Source organism: Methylobacterium sp. Gmos1 (assembly GCF_053764715.1).
The window spans coordinates 176,060-191,432 of the sequence record NZ_JBSNCC010000001.1; the positions used below are offsets into that span (position 1 = coordinate 176,060).

17 protein-coding genes are annotated in these 15,373 nt (G+C 73.2%); 4 read left to right on the top strand and 13 right to left on the bottom strand.

Annotation, left to right across the window (positions count from 1 at the left end):
• Window positions 1–104 precede the first annotated feature (104 nt).
• From ACS5PV_RS00830 to ACS5PV_RS00870, 9 genes are all read right to left on the bottom strand, one after another.
• Window positions 105–1,142 (bottom strand): hemolysin family protein, encoded by a 1,038-nt coding sequence (locus tag ACS5PV_RS00830; RefSeq protein WP_455393493.1) that lies wholly within the window; start codon window positions 1,140–1,142, stop codon window positions 105–107.
• A 33-nt stretch (window positions 1,143–1,175) separates the two neighbouring features.
• On the bottom strand, window positions 1,176–1,661 hold the full coding sequence (ybeY, locus tag ACS5PV_RS00835; RefSeq protein WP_455393494.1) for an rRNA maturation RNase YbeY: 486 nt from the start codon (window positions 1,659–1,661) through the stop codon (window positions 1,176–1,178).
• Entirely contained in the window at window positions 1,658–2,788 is a 1,131-nt protein-coding gene (locus ACS5PV_RS00840; RefSeq protein ID WP_455393495.1) for a PhoH family protein, read from the bottom strand. Before ACS5PV_RS00840 ends, ybeY begins: the two co-directional genes overlap by 4 nt.
• Window positions 2,789–2,799: 11 nt before the next feature.
• Window positions 2,800–4,173, bottom strand: coding sequence for a tRNA (N6-isopentenyl adenosine(37)-C2)-methylthiotransferase MiaB (gene miaB, locus ACS5PV_RS00845; RefSeq protein WP_455393496.1), 1,374 nt, complete (start codon window positions 4,171–4,173; stop codon window positions 2,800–2,802).
• A gap of 72 nt (window positions 4,174–4,245) precedes the next feature.
• Window positions 4,246–5,121: a lysophospholipid acyltransferase family protein gene (locus ACS5PV_RS00850; RefSeq protein ID WP_455393497.1), complete on the bottom strand. Its 876-nt coding sequence runs from the start codon at window positions 5,119–5,121 to the stop codon at window positions 4,246–4,248.
• A gap of 403 nt (window positions 5,122–5,524) precedes the next feature.
• Window positions 5,525–6,007, bottom strand: a complete 483-nt coding sequence (locus ACS5PV_RS00855; RefSeq protein WP_455393498.1) for a GNAT family N-acetyltransferase — start codon at window positions 6,005–6,007, stop codon at window positions 5,525–5,527.
• Window positions 6,008–6,018: 11 nt separating this feature from the next.
• The gene (gene tsaB / locus ACS5PV_RS00860) at window positions 6,019–6,717 is read right to left on the bottom strand and encodes a tRNA (adenosine(37)-N6)-threonylcarbamoyltransferase complex dimerization subunit type 1 TsaB (RefSeq protein ID WP_455393499.1); all 699 of its coding nucleotides are present in this window, start codon (window positions 6,715–6,717) and stop codon (window positions 6,019–6,021) included.
• A gap of 249 nt (window positions 6,718–6,966) precedes the next feature.
• Complete coding sequence (locus ACS5PV_RS00865) at window positions 6,967–7,533, bottom strand: NifU family protein (RefSeq protein WP_455393500.1); 567 nt, start codon at window positions 7,531–7,533, stop codon at window positions 6,967–6,969.
• 125 nt (window positions 7,534–7,658) lie between these two features.
• Window positions 7,659–8,162, bottom strand: coding sequence for a universal stress protein (locus ACS5PV_RS00870; protein WP_455393501.1), 504 nt, complete (start codon window positions 8,160–8,162; stop codon window positions 7,659–7,661).
• Window positions 8,163–8,599: 437 nt separating this feature from the next.
• On the opposite strand from ACS5PV_RS00870, the gene ACS5PV_RS00875 reads away from it, so the two are divergent.
• From ACS5PV_RS00875 to ACS5PV_RS00890, 4 genes are read left to right on the top strand one after another with little or no spacing between them, the layout of a single operon-like run.
• A complete protein-coding gene (locus ACS5PV_RS00875; RefSeq protein ID WP_455393502.1) occupies window positions 8,600–9,154 on the top strand; it encodes a SiaB family protein kinase in 555 nt (184 codons plus the stop codon).
• 11 nt (window positions 9,155–9,165) lie between these two features.
• Window positions 9,166–9,552, top strand: coding sequence for a DUF1987 domain-containing protein (locus tag ACS5PV_RS00880; RefSeq protein ID WP_455393503.1), 387 nt, complete (start codon window positions 9,166–9,168; stop codon window positions 9,550–9,552).
• Window positions 9,549–10,442, top strand: coding sequence for a GGDEF domain-containing protein (locus tag ACS5PV_RS00885; RefSeq protein ID WP_455393504.1), 894 nt, complete (start codon window positions 9,549–9,551; stop codon window positions 10,440–10,442). The genes ACS5PV_RS00880 and ACS5PV_RS00885 overlap by 4 nt, the downstream gene beginning before the upstream one ends.
• Window positions 10,439–12,103: a SpoIIE family protein phosphatase gene (locus ACS5PV_RS00890; RefSeq protein ID WP_455393505.1), complete on the top strand. Its 1,665-nt coding sequence runs from the start codon at window positions 10,439–10,441 to the stop codon at window positions 12,101–12,103. Before ACS5PV_RS00885 ends, ACS5PV_RS00890 begins: the two co-directional genes overlap by 4 nt.
• A gap of 98 nt (window positions 12,104–12,201) precedes the next feature.
• On the opposite strand, the gene ACS5PV_RS00895 is transcribed toward ACS5PV_RS00890, so the two are convergent.
• The 4 genes from ACS5PV_RS00895 to ACS5PV_RS00910 are packed head-to-tail and all read right to left on the bottom strand — an operon-like array spanning window position 12,202 to window position 15,243.
• Window positions 12,202–13,038, bottom strand: a complete 837-nt coding sequence (locus ACS5PV_RS00895) for a class I SAM-dependent methyltransferase (protein WP_455393506.1) — start codon at window positions 13,036–13,038, stop codon at window positions 12,202–12,204.
• Window positions 13,039–13,078: 40 nt separating this feature from the next.
• On the bottom strand, window positions 13,079–13,480 hold the full coding sequence (locus ACS5PV_RS00900) for a GFA family protein (protein WP_455393507.1): 402 nt from the start codon (window positions 13,478–13,480) through the stop codon (window positions 13,079–13,081).
• On the bottom strand, window positions 13,477–14,850 hold the full coding sequence (locus ACS5PV_RS00905) for an MATE family efflux transporter (protein WP_455393508.1): 1,374 nt from the start codon (window positions 14,848–14,850) through the stop codon (window positions 13,477–13,479). The genes ACS5PV_RS00900 and ACS5PV_RS00905 overlap by 4 nt, the downstream gene beginning before the upstream one ends.
• Before the next feature lie 6 nt (window positions 14,851–14,856).
• Window positions 14,857–15,243, bottom strand: a complete 387-nt coding sequence (locus tag ACS5PV_RS00910) for a DUF6460 domain-containing protein (RefSeq protein ID WP_455393509.1) — start codon at window positions 15,241–15,243, stop codon at window positions 14,857–14,859.
• Window positions 15,244–15,373 lie beyond the last annotated feature (130 nt).

Sequence of the window (15,373 nt, forward strand, 5' to 3'; positions counted from 1 at the left end):
AAGCGGGCTCGTGGGCGGTCCCTAAGCGGAACAGCGCGGCCCGCTCCATCTCAGGTCAGTGTTTCTGCATCATGGCTGTCCCGGGCTCCGGCCCGGGACCGGGATCAGGCGGCGGAATCGGCCCGCACGATCTCCCCGCCGGGCGGCGGCAGGGCGAGGGGCGTCTCCGGGCCTTCGAGCCGGGCAAGGCCGCGATGCATGCGCAGGCGCTTGATCCGCCGCGGATCGGCATCCAGCACCTCGACCTCGAAGTCGCCCGGCACGGCGATGACCTCGCCCCGGGCCGGGACCCGCCCGGCGAGGGTGACGATCAGGCCGCCGAGGGTGTCGACCTCCTCGGCCGCCTCCCCCACCGCCGCCGCGAGGTCGACCCCGGTCGCCTCGGCGACGTCGTCGAGGCTGGCGCGGGCATCGGCGACGAAGATCTCGCTCTCGCCGTCGACCTTGAGCACGCGGTGGGTCTCGGCGACGTCGTGCTCGTCCTCGATGTCGCCGACCACCACCTCGATCAGGTCCTCGATCGAGATCAGGCCGTCGGTGCCGCCGTACTCGTCGATGACGAGGGCCATGTGGGTGCGGCTGGCCTGCATCCGGGCGAGCAGGTCGATCGCCGGCATCGAGGGCGGCACGAACAGCACCGGGCGCAGGATGCGGGTGGTGGCGAGCGTCGCCGTGAGGTCGACTTCGGCGAGGTCGGGCAGGCGGTCGCCGCCGGCCTCGGCCCGGCTCGCCATGTAGTCGACGAAGTCGCGGATGTGGACCATGCCGCGGGGGTCGTCCAGGCTCTCGCCGTAGACGGGCAGGCGGGAATGCCCGGCGCCGCGAAAGACCTTGAGCAGGTCGCCCAGCGCGGTGTCGATCGAGACCGCCACCACGTCGGAGCGGGGGATCATCACGTCGTCGACCCGCACCCGGTGGAGGCTGAGCACGTTCTTGAGCATCGCCTGCTCGACCGCGGAGACCGGGTGGTCGCCGTTCTGCACCTCCGCCAGGGCGTCCGCGAGGCCGTCGCGCTGGGCGTCGCGGGCTTTCAGGTGGAAGATGCTGAGAAGGCGATCATACCAGGGTTCGCGCCCCGGACTGTCGTCCTCCGGGATCGCCTGCGCGGTCGCGGCGGCGCTGCGACTTCGATCGTTGCTCATGTCTCTCGCGTCTGGGGTGAGGGCGTCCGGGCCTTAAACCGCCGGATCGCCATAGGGGTCCGGCACGCCGAGGCGCCGCAGGGCCTTGACCTCCAACGCCTCCATGGCGTCGGCCTCGGCGTCGCCGAGCTCGTGGTCGTGACCGAGGAGGTGCAGCGTGCCATGAACCACGAGATGGGCGAGGTGGTGGTCGAGGGGCTTGGACTGCTCCCCACTCTCGCGCAGCATTGTGTCATACGCAAGAACCACGTCGCCCAGCAGGCGCGGGCCCCCGCCATGCGGCTGCTCGTTGGGGAAGGACAGCACGTTGGTCGGCTTGTCCTTGCCCCGCCAGGTCCGGTTCAGCTCCTGCACCGCTGGATCGTCGGTGAGCACGATGCTGATCTCGATCGGGCCGCCCGGCGGCACGATGGCGAGCGCCGCCTCGACCGCCTTCGCGACGAAGCCTTCGAGGTCGGGCGCGACGGTCTCCCAGCGCTCGTCCTCGATCGCCACATCGATCTCGTTCTCGTCACTCACGGCAGCGGCCCCCGGCGCGGCGGCGTCGGCCGCTGGGCCGTCTCGTCGCGGTGCTCGTGCGCGTCCGACTCGTAGGCCGTGACGATCCGGCGCACCAGGTCGTGGCGCACCACGTCGACGTCCCGGAAGGTGACCCGGCCGATGCCCTCGACGCCGTCGAGGATGCGCACCGCCTCGACGAGGCCGGATTTCTGGCCCGGCGGCAGGTCGATCTGGCTCGGATCGCCCGTGACGATCATCCGCGAGTTCTCGCCGAGGCGCGTCAGGAACATCTTCATCTGCATCGAGGTGGTGTTCTGCGCCTCGTCGAGGAGCACCACCGCGTTGGTCAGCGTCCGCCCGCGCATGAAGGCGAGCGGCGCGATCTCGATCATGCCGGTCTGCAGGCCGCGGTCGACGTGGCGCGCCTCCATGAAGTCGTAGAGGGCGTCGTAGATCGGCCGCAGGTACGGATCGACCTTCTCGCGCATGTCGCCGGGCAGGAACCCTAAGCGCTCGCCGGCCTCGACCGCGGGCCGAGACAGGATCAGCCGCTCGGCGTGGCCTTGCTCCAGGAGCGAGACGGCGTAGCCGACGGCGAGCCAGGTCTTGCCGGTGCCGGCGGGGCCTTCGGCGAAGACCAGCTCGTGGGCGCGCAGCGCCTTGATGTAGGCGTCCTGCGCCGCGTTGCGGGCCCGCACGCCGCCGCGGCGGCGGGTGGCGATCTGGTCGAAGGACGGCCGCTCGCCGTTCGCCGGCGCCTCGGCCGGTGAGAACAGGTTCCCCTGGAGCGAGGATTCCTGGATCACCCCGTCGACGTCGCCGAGCGTCAGCGGCGTCCCGCCCCCGTCGCGGACGCGGGCGTAGAGCAGCTCGAGCACCCGGCGCGCGCGCTCGGTCGAGTCGGGCGGGCCCTTGACCACGACGTGGTTGCCCAGCGCGGTCGCCACCACGCCGAGCCGCCGCTCGAGATGGGCGACGTTCTGGTCGTACTGGCCGAAGACCAGGCTCGCCAGGCGGTTGTCGTCGAAGGTGAGCGCGATCTCGGCCGCCTCGCTCAGGCCCGCTACCGCCCGCGGCGGAATCTCGCGCTCGCGCGCAGGCTCGCGCCCTCTCGGGCCGCGCCCGCCCGCCTCTCCCGTCGCCATCCTGTCGTTCCTCACGCGGCGGCCGTCGTCGCGGCCGCACCGACCGTCGTGGCGGCCGGGGATTGGGGGATCGCCTCGCCGAACAGGCTGTTCGAGCCCGCCCGGGTGATCCGCACCGGGATCACGGTGCCGATCGCGGACACGTCGCCCTCGATCTGCACCGCCTGGAGATAGGGCGACTTGCCGGCGACCTGGCCCGGATGGCGCCCGGGCTTCTCCAGCAGCACCGGCACGGTGCGCCCGACCGTGGCGTGGTTGAAGTCCTGGCGCTGGCGCTCCAGCAACGCCTGCAACTCGGCGAGCCGGGCGCTCTTGACGGCTTCCGGCACCGCGTCGTCGCTCTCGGCCGCCGGCGTGCCGGGGCGCGGGCTGTACTTGAACGAGAACGCGCTGGCGAAACCCACATCGGCGATCAGCCGCATCGTCTCGGCGTGGTCGGCGTCGGTCTCGCCGGGGAAGCCGACGATGAAGTCCGAGGACAGGGCGACGTCGGGCCGCGCCGCCCGCACCCGGTCGATCAGCCGGCGATAGGTGTCGGCATCGTGCTTGCGGTTCATCGCGTGCAGGATCCGGTCCGAGCCCGATTGCACCGGCAGGTGCAGGTAGGGCATCAGGGCCGGCAGGTCGCGATGCGCCGCGATCAGGGCCTCGTCCATGTCGCGCGGGTGGCTGGTTGTGTAGCGCAGGCGCAGGACCCCCGGGATGGCGGCGATGCGGTGGAGCAGTTCCCCGAGCGTCCAGTCACGCCCGTCCGGGCCGGTGCCGTGATAGGCGTTGACGTTCTGGCCGATCAGGGTCAGCTCGCGGGCGCCGGCCGCCGCCAGGCGCTCGGCCTCCGCGACGATCTTGTCCACCGGGCGCGAAACCTCCGCGCCGCGGGTATAGGGCACGACGCAGAAGGCGCAGAACTTGTCGCAGCCCTCCTGCACCGTGAGGAAGGCCGAGACGCCGGGGGTGCGACGCGCCGGCAGGTGGTCGAACTTGTCCTCGACCGGGAACTCGGTGTCGACGACGCGCCCGTCCTTCGAGGCCGCGAGCAGCTGCGGCAGGCGGTGGTAGCTCTGCGGGCCCACCACCACGTCGACGCCGGGGGCGCGGTTCAGGATCTCGCGGCCCTCGGCCTGCGCGACGCAGCCCGCCACCACGACGGTGGTCTCGCGGCCGGCCTCCGCCCGCTCGCCCTTCAGGACGCGCAGCCGGCCGAGCTCGGAATAGACCTTCTCCGCCGCCTTCTCGCGAATGTGGCAGGTGTTGAGGACGACGACGTCGGCCTCCTCGACGGCGCCGGTCTCGACGAAGCCCTCGCGGCCGAGCAGGTCGACCATCCGCGAGGCGTCGTAGACGTTCATCTGGCAGCCGTAGGATTTGACGAACGCTTTCTTCAACGAACCGGCCCTGGAGGATGACGATGATCGGATGCGGCGGGGGCGGCCCGTCCGCGGGCCGCATCCCGTCATTTAAGCCGTCGCGGCCGGAATGAGAATAGGCGGCGCCTCGTGCGCGGGGCGCGGGATGGCCGCGGGCCGAGGCTCGGGCGCCGGCGGGCGGCCGGTCACCGCCTCCTGGAGGGCGCGGCGCACCGAGGCCTCGGCCAGCGCCGTCGCGGCCTTGCGGTCGGTGCCGGCGGCGAAGGCGACCGGCTCGCCCCAGGTCACCCGGACGTCGATCGGGCCGCGTTCGAAGAACAGCTTGACGCTGGGGCCGAGCTCCATGTCGCCGTACCAGGCGATGTCCGGCCGCTCGGCCCGGGTCAGCGGCAGGCCGTTGCGGCCCGTATAGGCGATGCAGAGCGGCTGGAGCCGCACCCGGTCGAGGCCGCCCTCGGTGATCGCCGCACGCGCTGCGCCGACGAGCGAGGTGCGGAACGGCAGGAGCCGGGTCCCGTCGCCGGTGGTGCCCTCGGCAAACAGCACGATCAGCTCGCCGTCGCGCAGGCGGCGGCTCATCTCGGTGTTGACGACGGCGGTGTGGCGCTTGCGGGCGCGGTCGATGAACACCGTGCGCTGGAGCCGGGCGAGCGTGCCGATCACCGGCCAGCCGGCGATCTCGGACTTCGCCACGAAGGAGAGCGGGCGCAGGGCTCCCAGCACCGGGATATCGAGCCAGGAGATGTGGTTGGCGATGACGAGCGCCGCCTCGCCCGGCGCGGGCGGCGTTCCGGTGACGGTGATCCGGATCTGGAACAGGCGCAGGAAGACCCGGTGCAGCCAGGCCGGCGCGTGCCCGGCGAGGTGGCCGCGCCCGAGCTTCAGGACCAGCCAGTGCGGCCCGGTGAGGAGCGCGAAGGTCAGGGCGTAGGCGAGGAGCCGCAGGCCGGCGACGAGGTACGTCATGGTTCGGGCGGCGGGGGCTCGGCTCGGGAAGGTCGTCTGATGGGATGCACGGTTCGGGCCGCGCGTCCCTCGCCGCATACCAAGTCCGGCCCGGCGCTGTCCATCGCCTGGGTCGGTCCGTCGCCCAGGGGTTGTTCGGAAATGGAAAAGGCGCAGCCTTCCCCTCTCCCCGCGGGTGGGGAGAGGGCTCCGGCGACCCTGTCTTCGACGGAGCTAGCGCAGGCGAAGCCGGAGCGAGGGTGAGGGGGTCTCGACGAGTGAGACTCCTTCGGAAACACCCCCTCACCCCCGCCCTTCGGGCTCCCTGAGCCCCTTCGGAGCTCAGGCCTCTCCCCGCCCGCGGGGAGAGGGGGGGTTCCGAGCCACTCTTAGATCTCGGACAGCCCGAGTTCCTCCGCCACCCCTACCCCAAAGCCGCCTGCATCATGATCGCGTTGGCGCGGCTGCCGTCGGGCCGGGCGTAGTAGCTCGCCCGGCGGCCGGTCTCGGAGAAGCCGAGCCGCCGGTACAGGGCGAGCGCCGGGGCGTTGCCGTCGTCGACCTCGAGATGGACCCGGCGCACGCCGGCATCCTCCAGGGCGACGAGGTGCGCGCGCAGCAGCTGGCGGCTCAGGCCCGCGCCGCGGGAGGCCGGGCCGAGAACGATGGTGAGGATCTCGGCCTCGTCGAGCACCTGGCGCGACAGCACGAAGCCGCCGATCACCGTGCCGAGCATCAGGGCGTGGGCGGCGTGGCCGCGCTCGCACAGCATGCGCTCGAACTCGTCCGCCTCCCAGGGCCGCGCGAAGGCGGTGGCGTGGAGCGCCGCGAGCTCCCCGGCCCGGTCGGCCGAGATCAGGGGCGCGACGTGGGCGGTCGGGGGGGAGCGGAACGGCATCCACTTCATCGGGGTCTCCGTCAGCGGCGGGCGAGGCGGGCGTGGTCCTGCGGCTGGGCGTCCGGCCCGCGCAGGTACAGGGGACGGGCGAGCGCGTGGGCCGGGTCGGCGACGAGGCCGAGGGAGGCGACCCAGGCGATCTGCGGGGCGATGTGGCCTTGCGGCACCACGGCGCGCTGCCCCAGGCCCGTCGCCGCGGCGGCGAGCGCCGGGGCGGCGGAGCCGGCGAGCGCCGCGGGGCCGGGTCCGAGGAGCCGCACGGCCTCGGCCAGCGGCAGCAGGGCCGGCGGCACGGCGATGCCGCCGTCCTGGCTCAAGGCCTGGAAGTAGACGTGGCCGTGGCGGGCGTCGATCGCGGCGGCCAGCAGGTAGCCCTGGCCGAGGTAATCCTCCTCGGCGGCCAGCAGCGGCGCCAGCAGGGCCGACAGGGTGGTGACGCCGACGACCGGGATGCCGCAGGCCAGGCCCACCGCGCGGGCGGCCGAGAGCCCGACCCGGAGGCCGGTATAGGAGCCGGGGCCGACCGTGACGGCGACCCGGTCGAGGCTCTCGAACCCGCCCTCGACCCGGGCCGTCACCCGCTCGACGAGGGGCAGGAGCGCCTCGGCGTGGCCGCGGGCGAGGTCCATGCTCTCCTCGGCCAGGGGCTCGGGCGAATCGTCCGCCATGATGCAGGCCGCGCAGCGCTCGAGCGCCGTGTCGATGGCCAGGATCCGCATCACCGTCAGGCTCCGCCCTCTCGCCGCCCGCGGGTTTTCAACGCCGCGGCCGGGTCCGTGCCGCCGGCCGCGCCGGGTCGCTCGTCGACCCGCCGCCAGAGTCCCAGCTTGGCACGTACAGGTTAACACAAGAAGGACCGCCCCGCGTCAGGCGGGGCGGCCCGGTTCGGCTCAGCCTTTAGATCATCCGCCGCGGCTGAGGAAACCGCCGACGGTGGAAAGCGGCGCCGTTTCGGGCGCCGTACCGGCTCAGGCGACCGCCTGGACCTCGCGCACGTCGGGCAGGAAGTGGCGGAAGAGGTTCTGCACGCCCTGGCGCAGGGTGGCGGTGGAGGACGGGCAGCCGGAGCAGGCGCCCTTCATCTCCAGGAAGACCACGCCGTCGCGAAATCCCCGGAAGGTGATGTCGCCGCCGTCGCCGGCCACCGCCGGGCGCACCCGGGTCTCGAGCAGGTCCTTGATGGTCGCGACCGTGTCGGCGTCGGCCTCGTCGAAGAACTCCTCCGCCGCCTCCTCCGGGGCGTGGCCGGCCTCGAGGACCGGGGCCCCCGACATGAAGTGCTCCATGATCGCGCCGAGCACCGCGGGCTTGACCTGCGGCCACCCGGGCTCGCCCTCGGCCTTGGTCACCGAGATGAAGTCGTGACCGAGATAGACGCCGGAGACGCCCTCGACGCTAAACAGCGCGCGGGCGAGCGGCGAGCGCGAAGCGGCGCCCTCGTCCCGCGCCTCGAAGGTGCCGTCGGGCAGCACGACCTTGCCGGGCAGGAACTTCAGGGTGGCGGGGTTCGGGGTGGCTTCGGTCTGGATGAACATCGGTGATCCTCGAAAGAGTTCTCTGCGCCGGTTCAAGGCCGGCCGGGAACGGCGCGGGACCGCGAGGGGACGCGCGCCTGCCCGCAGATGTGGACCCGAACGGGCGAAAGCTCAATGGAGCGCGCTCATCCGGCGAGCGCGGTGATCTCCGCCTCGCTCAGGGCGCCCGGCACGATCACCACCGGCACCGGGAAGCTGCCGGCGCTGCGCCCGGCGATCGAGGTGACGAGCGGGCCCGGCCCGTCGCTGCCGGAGGCGGCGGCGAGCACCAGGAAGCCGATATCCTCGTCGGCCTCGATCTGGCGCAGGATCGCGTCGGCGCGCTCGCCGGTGCGCACCACGAGTTCGGGGTCGACGCCCGCGGCCTGTCGCGCGGCCGCCGCCAGCGCCTCCAGGCGCGCGGAGGTCTCGGCCTCGGCCTCGGCCCGCATCGCGTCGCCGACGCCGAGCCATTCCATCGTCTCGGGCGGCTCGGCCACCGCCAGCATCACCACCCGGGCCCCGAGCCGCGCCGCCCGGCGCACGGCGAAATGCACCGCCCGGTCGCATTCCGGCGTCTCGTCGACCAGCACCATGAACTTCAGCCGATGCCCGGCCTCGAAGGACCGGCGCCGCTTGATCTCGACCATGCCCGGACGCGCTCCGCCGACGCCGCGATGCTGCCCGCGCGGCCGGCCGGCCGCAAGGGGCGCGGGAGACGGCGCTGATCCCGGCATCGGACGGGCGAATCGGCCGCCGAAGAACTCCCCGGTGCGTGACGTCGGCCCGACGCGACCCCGGCGCACCGTTTTGCCCGTACCATGTCCGCGCTTCAGGAACGACCTCGGCTGCACAACTAGAAAGCAGATCGCAAATATTTTCATCGCATCCTGGACGAAAACCGCTCCCGGGCGATCGGGCGATGAATTTTTCGTCGACTTGTTGCAGGACATCCCTTGACCCGCGCAGTAACACTCTGGTCAGCCTCTGTGGGCTAACATTGTGTCCGGCCGGTCCGCACCCGCAGCGCGGACGGTCCGGGCGAAGGGCTTTTCCGGCCGGCAGCGTCCCCGAGCGGGAGAGAGCGGTGCTCGCAACTGACTTCCTGGCGTTCCACGAGGCGTCCCGGCGCAACGGCATCATCCTGTCGTTCGGCGGCGACCTGTCGGAGAACGTGCTGTTCTCCCTCGGCGAGGTCCTGAAGCTGCGCATGCAGCAGGGCGAGACCGACGCGGGCGTGTCCAAGCGCGTGTTCTCGATCTTCGTCGAGCAGGCCCAGAACGTCATCCGCTACTCCGCCGACAAGCTCGTGCCGCACGGCTCGCCGAGCGGAGGCATGGTGAGCGCCGGCCTGATCGTGGTCGGGATCGAGAACGGGCGCTTCTTCGTCGCCTGCGGCAACGAGGTCCCGGGCGAGCACGTCACGGCCCTGCGCGCCCGGCTCGACCACATCGCCGGCCTGTCGGGCGACGAGCTGAAGAAGTACTACCGCGAGCGGCTGCGCCAGCCCGCCGACGAGGGCAGCCTCGGCGGCAGCATCGGGCTGATCGAGATCGCCCGGCGCTCCAGCGCCCCGGTCGAGTACGACTTCCAGGCTCGCGGCGACGACCGCTCGTTCTTCTGCCTCAAGGCCTTCATCTGAGGCGCCGCGACATGGACCGGATCCAGATCCCCGCCACCAGCCGCTCGCCGCTGGTCGATTTCGACTTCGCCGCCGGGCGCCTGCTCCTGCGCGGCGAATCCTACCCCGAGGATGCGGCGGCCTTCTACGGCCCGCTGCTCCAGGCCCTGCGCGCCTGCCTCGACGAGGAGGGCGGCGCGCTCACCGTCGACGTCGCCCTGTCGTACTTCAACTCATCGAGCGCCAAGGCCTTGATGAACCTGTTCATGCCCCTCGAGGACGCCGCCGAGGCCGGCCGCCACGTGACGATCCGCTGGCTCTACGCCGAGGGAGACGACACCATCGCGGAGGCCGGCGAGGATTTCGCGGCCGACTTCTCGCATGCCCGGTTCGAGATGGTGCAGGAGACGGCGGCATGACGACCAGGGCGGGCCCGGGCGGGCGCACGACCGGCGGCGGCGCGCCGCCGGAGCCCGACGGAGGCGGGGCGGAGGGCGGCCCGCGCGCCGGCGGGCCGGCCAACGTCTTCAGCCTGTTCGACAACGAGGAGGCCGTCCTCGACCGGACCGAGGTGATGCTGACCCAGCTCGCCGCGGTGGCGGACGGGGTGAAGGTGCTGGCTGAGGCCTATCGCCGGGGCTACCGCGAGCAGCGCCGGCTGGTGCGCCTGAGCGACCGGATGCAGGCCGACCTCCAGAAGGCCAACAAGCGCCTCGCCGAGCAGCAGCGCGACCTGCAATCCCTCAACGAGGCCCTGTCGGGCGAGATCGAGACCAGTGCCCGCCTGGAGGCGGAGCTGCGCCGGCTCGCCGACACCGACCCGCTGACCGGGGCCCTCGCCCGCCGGCGCTTCCTGGAGGTCTGCGCCCGCGACTGGCCGCGCCGGGCCGGTCAGGGCGCCTGCCTGCTGATGCTCGACATCGACCGGTTCAAGCTCGTCAACGACAGCCACGGCCACGCCGCCGGCGACGCGGCGCTGATCGCCTTCGTCGCCGCCTGCCGCTCGGCCCTGCGCTCCCTCGACGCCGTCGGGCGGCTCGGGGGCGAGGAATTTGCGATCCTGCTGGTCGAGACCGGGCTCGAGGACGGGGCGGTGATCGCCGAGCGCATCCGCGCGGCCGTGGCGGCCAACCCCGTCGCCACCGAGGGCGGGCCGATCGGCATCACGGTCAGCATCGGGCTCGCCGCGGCGGCGCCGGAGGAGAGCCTCCAGGCGGCGATGCGCCGGGCCGACGCGGCGCTCTACGCCGCCAAGCACGGCGGCCGCAACCGGGTCGAGCGGGCCCCCGCGCCGGAGGCCGCGGGTTGAGCGGCGAACCCCTGGCGCAGGAGGCACCCCGCCGCGGCGGCTCCTTGCGCGGCGCCGGGCCGATGCGCCGGGGTGACGCGCGCGCCGGTCCCGGCCTCGCCGGGGTGCCGACGACGCAGGACGGCGGCGCCGACACGATGCGCCCCGGGGCCCTGCGCGGCGCGGCGCGGGGCCGCAACCTCGACGGCCTCGCCCACACCCTGTTCCTGCGCCTGTCGCCGGTGATCGCCGCGGTGGTGCTGGCGACCCAGGTGGTGATCGCCTGGGTCAATTACGGCGACCAGATCCGGATCGAGGGTGAGCGCGCCCAGATGATGGCGGACATGACGGCCCGGGCGCTCGCCCGCCCGGGCTGGCCGTCCGATCACCGGCCCCAGCTCCAGGCGCTCGCCCTCGATCCCGCCTTCCGCTTCGCCCTGCTGCGCGACGCCGCGGGGGGCGTCGTCGGGCGGTTCGGCGACGAGCCGCGGGGGCGCAGCTTCGAGCGCATCCAGGTCGCGGCCGAGATCGATCCCGGCCCAGCCGACCAGCCCGCCGGCAGCCTGACCCTGGTCCTGTCGGCGGAGGGCCTGCGGGCCAACGCCGAGAAGCAGATCGTGATGGTGCTCTGCGCCAGCCTGGCGCTGATCCTGGCCTTCGCGCTCTCGTTACGGCTGGCGGTCGGCCGCCACGTGCTGGCGCCGTTGCGCCGGCTCCTCGCCGCCATGGGGCAGGTCGAGCACAAGCACTGGGTCACCGTCGACCTCGCCGGACGCCGCCGGCCGAGCCGCGAGATCGCCGACATCTCCGCCGCCTTCAACCGCATGGTCGAGGGGTTGAGGAGCGGCGACGAGGCCCGCCACCTGCTGGCCGAACTCGAGCGCACCCATGCGCAGCTGGCCGAGGCGAACGGCCTGGTGATGGAGAGCTTAGGTTACGCCCGCCGCATCCAGCAGGCGGTGCTGCCGGGGCCCGCCGCCCTGCGCGACAGCGGGCTCGAGGTCGCGGTTCTGTGGGAGCCGCTGCACGTCGTCGGCGGTGACTATTACTGGATCGAGGAGATCGACGGCCTCGGCATCGTGGTGGTGGCCGATTGCACCGGCCACGGCGTGCCCGGCGCCTTCCTGACCCTGATCGTCGCGACCGCCCTCGACCGGATCCTGCACGATCAGGCCATGCGCCGTCCGGACGAGATCCTGGCCGCCCTCGACGGCGTGGTGCGGGTGCGGCTGCGACAGGAGACGAGCGCACCCGACGGGTCGGATGACGGGCTCGATTGCGGGATCTGCGTCGTCGACCGGGCGGGCGGCGTCCTGCACTTCGCCGGCGCCGGCCTCGCCCTGACGCTGCTGACCGATCGCGAGACCACCCGGATCAAGGGCCGGCGCCACGGCCTCGGCTACCGGCGCACGGGGCGGGAGGAGCCGTTCGCGGCGGTCGCGGTGCCGCTCCGCGACGACCAGACCGTCTTCCTGATGACCGACGGGGTCAGCGACCAGATGGGCGGGGCGTCCCGGCGCCTCCTGGGCCATCGCGGCGTCGCCGAGATCCTGGGGCGGCACCGGGACCTGCCCCTCGCCGGCCAGGTGGCGGCCCTGGAGGCGGCGCTCGCCGCCCATCGCGGGGACGAGCCGCGCCGGGACGACATGGCCCTGGTGGCGTTCCGGCCGAAGGCGGGGTGAGCGGACGGGCCGCCCTTCGGGCTCCCTCCCTCGGTCCGGCCTGGTTCTCAGGGGCGCGGAGGTGAGAGGGCTTCCAGGTACGCCTGGACCTCGAACCCTCACAATTCCGGGTTCGTCGGCTCGGTGCGCCGCGCCACGACCGTGTAGCAGAGCCGCTTCTGCCCGAGCAGCGACTGGCGGTGATAGGTCACCACCGACTCGCCGAAGCCCAGGATCGCGAGGAATTCCTGCATCGTGGTCGGCGCGATGGTCCACCAGGCGTCGAAGCGGATCCGCTGGTCGGAGCGGGGCAGCAGGAACACCGGCAGGCCGAGGCTGCGCGGCAGGTAGCGCAGGAACTGCAGCGATTTCGGCAGCATCTCGGTCACCACCACGGTCTCGCGGGTGAGCCGCAGGGCGCCGTGGAGGGCCCGGAACGGGTCGCGCAGGCGCGTGAGCGCGTTGCCGAGCACCGCGACGTCGACGGGGCCGACCGCCGTTGGCACCTCGTAGAGCGAGCCGCCGGCCCGGCGCGAGCGCGAGCCGAGCGCCGCGTGGGCGTACCAGTAGGCGTTCTCGAACCGGCGCAGGTGGTTGCGGATCTCCGGCGCGATCACCGCGCGCTCGAAATCCGGATACGGCACCATCTCCCAGCAGGCCTCGCCGGCGAAGTCGTAGGAGACCACCTCGGCCCCGCGCGCCTCCATGGCAAAGCCGAGGAAGCCGCTGGTGGCGCCGAAATCGAGCACGCGCTTGCCCGCCACCGCGACGTGGCCGAGATACGCGTCGAGCCCCGCCCGCAGGTCCCAGGCCCCCTCCACGGTGCCGTGGCCGGGCAGGTCGATGGTGTGGTTGAAGGTGCAGGCCGCCGGGTCGTCGACCGCGCGGGGGGCCAGGTAGGGAGCCGGGTACGGCGCGTCGGCCTTCAGGGGAGCGGTCGGGTCCGCCATCGTCATGCGGGATCGTCTCGTGCGGCGGAGTCTTCGGGGGAGCCGTTCAGGATTCGCGCGCCCGCGGATAGGCCGGCAGCCCGGGCGGCAGCGCGACCCAGGACAGGCGGCGCGAAACCCAGACATGGTCGCGCGGGGGGAAGCGCTCCGGGTCGTCGAGGCTCGCGAGCGTCAGGTCGATCTCGCCCGGCAGGTCGTCGGCCCGGTAGGCGAGCGGCGTGCCGCAGGCCGGGCAGAAACCGCGCTCGGCACGCGGGCTGGAGCGGAACCAGGCCGGATCCGCGCTGAAGCGGCAGGATTCCCGCCGCACGGTGAGCCAGCCGACCATCGGCGCGCCGGTAGCGCGGCGGCAATCGACGCAGTGGCAGACCGTGACGTTCCAGGCCTCGTCCGCCGCCTCGTAGCGCACCGCGCCGCACCGGCATCCGCCCGAGATCGTCGCGTTCATCGCACCGCCTCCGTCAGGGTCCCGACCCGCGGGCGCGGGAAGGCGCCGGCCGAAAGCCGGGGATAGAGCGCGGCCTGGCCGAGGCCGCGGGCGGCGAGGAAGGTCAGCATGGCGAGCCACAGCCCGGTATTGCCGAGGTCGCGCGTCGCCGCCAGCATCGCGGCGTCGACCGCGAGCGCCGCCAGCATCAGGTTGCGCATCGCCCGGGTCCAGGTCGCCCCGATATAGACGCCGTCGAACGCGAAGGCGGCGGCCGCCGCGAGCGGCGTCAGGGCGGCGAAGACGAGGTAGTCGCGCGCGAGCCCCCGCACCTCCGGCGCGGTGGTGATGGCGTCGATGAACGGCCCGCCGACGACGAGGAAGAGGCCGGAGACTGCCAGCGCGAAGCCGAGGCACCAGGCGAGCGAGAGGCGCACCGCGCCCCGGAACGCGCCCTCGTTCCGGGCGCCGAGCGCCTGCCCGCACAGCACCTCGGCCGCGGTGGCAAAGCCGTCGAGGAAGAAGCTGCCGATCAGGAAGAGGTTCTGGAGCACGGCGTTCGCCGCGAGCGTCGCGTCGCCGGCCCTGGCCCCGAGCCCGGTGAACAGGGCGAGCGCGGTGATGAGCGCCAGGGTGCGCACCATCACGTCGCCGTTGACGGAGAGCATCCGGGCAAGGCCGGCGCGCTCGACGATCTCGGGAAGAGGCACGCGCCAGGGCCGCGAGCCGAGGCGGCGCAGCACGACGAGGCCGAGGATCGTGCCGGCGACCTCCGCCAGCAGGGTGGCGAGCGCCGCACCGGCGACGCCGTAGCCGAGGCCGAGGACGAAGAGCAGGGTGAGCGCGACGTTGACCACGTTGATCGCGACCTGCAGCCCGAGGCCGAGATCGGTGCGGCCGCGCCCGAGGGTCGAGCCGAGGATGGCGTAGTTCGCGAGCGTGAACGGCGCGCACCAGATCCGGATCGCGACGTAGCCGGCGAGCGCCGCGTTCACCGCCGGGCTGGCGCCGAACAGCCGGATCGCCACCGCCCCGAGCGGCCCCTGCGCCGCCACCATGACGAGGCCGACGGCGAGCGCCACCGCCAGCGCCCGGGCGAGGGCGCGGTCGATCTCCGCGCGATCCCCCGCCCCGGTCGCCTGCGCGGTGAGGCCGGCGGTGGCCATGCGCAGGGCTCCGAAGGTCCAGAACAGGTAGTCGAACACCACCGCGCCGAGCGCCAGCGCCCCGAGCAGGGACGCGTCGCCGAGCCGCCCCACCGCCGCCGTCCCGACGAGGCCGAGGAGCGGCGTCGTGACGTTGGCGAGCGTCATCGGCAGGGCGAGCGCGAGGATCCGGCGGTGCGTGACCTCCGGGCTCTCGCCGGGCCGGCTCGGGGCGGCAGGCTGCATCGCCGGTCAGCGCCCGCGGGCGAAGACGCGCGACAGGAGCCAGAGCGGCACCACCACCACGGCGCCGGCGACGAACCAGCGGCCGGCATCGTGGAAGGTCTCGAAGCCGAGCGCGATCAGCGAGTGGATCGTGTCGTAGGCCTGGGCGAACAGGAGGCCGGGCGTCACCCCCATCATCGCCATGCCGGCGCCGACGAGGAGCGACAGGAAGACCAGCCGCACCAGCACCGCCCCCGGCGAGCCGCCGAGGAAGCGGTGGAGGTTCGAGCGCTGCTCCGGCCGGTAGCCCTCGCCGTACGGCCCGTTGCCGTAGGGGTCCTGGCCGAATTGCGGCCCGACGCGGGGATCGGGGCCCTGCCCGCCGAAGGGCCGGTGGAATCTCTGCTCGCTCATGCTTCCTCGCGACCCTGCCGATGCGGCGTGGTGGTGAACCGTGACGCAACGCCCCCAGAGCGTTGCGGGATTGTCACATCCTGGACGAAACCCGGCGCGGCCCGGCGCATTGCACCGTTTGGCAATCCGG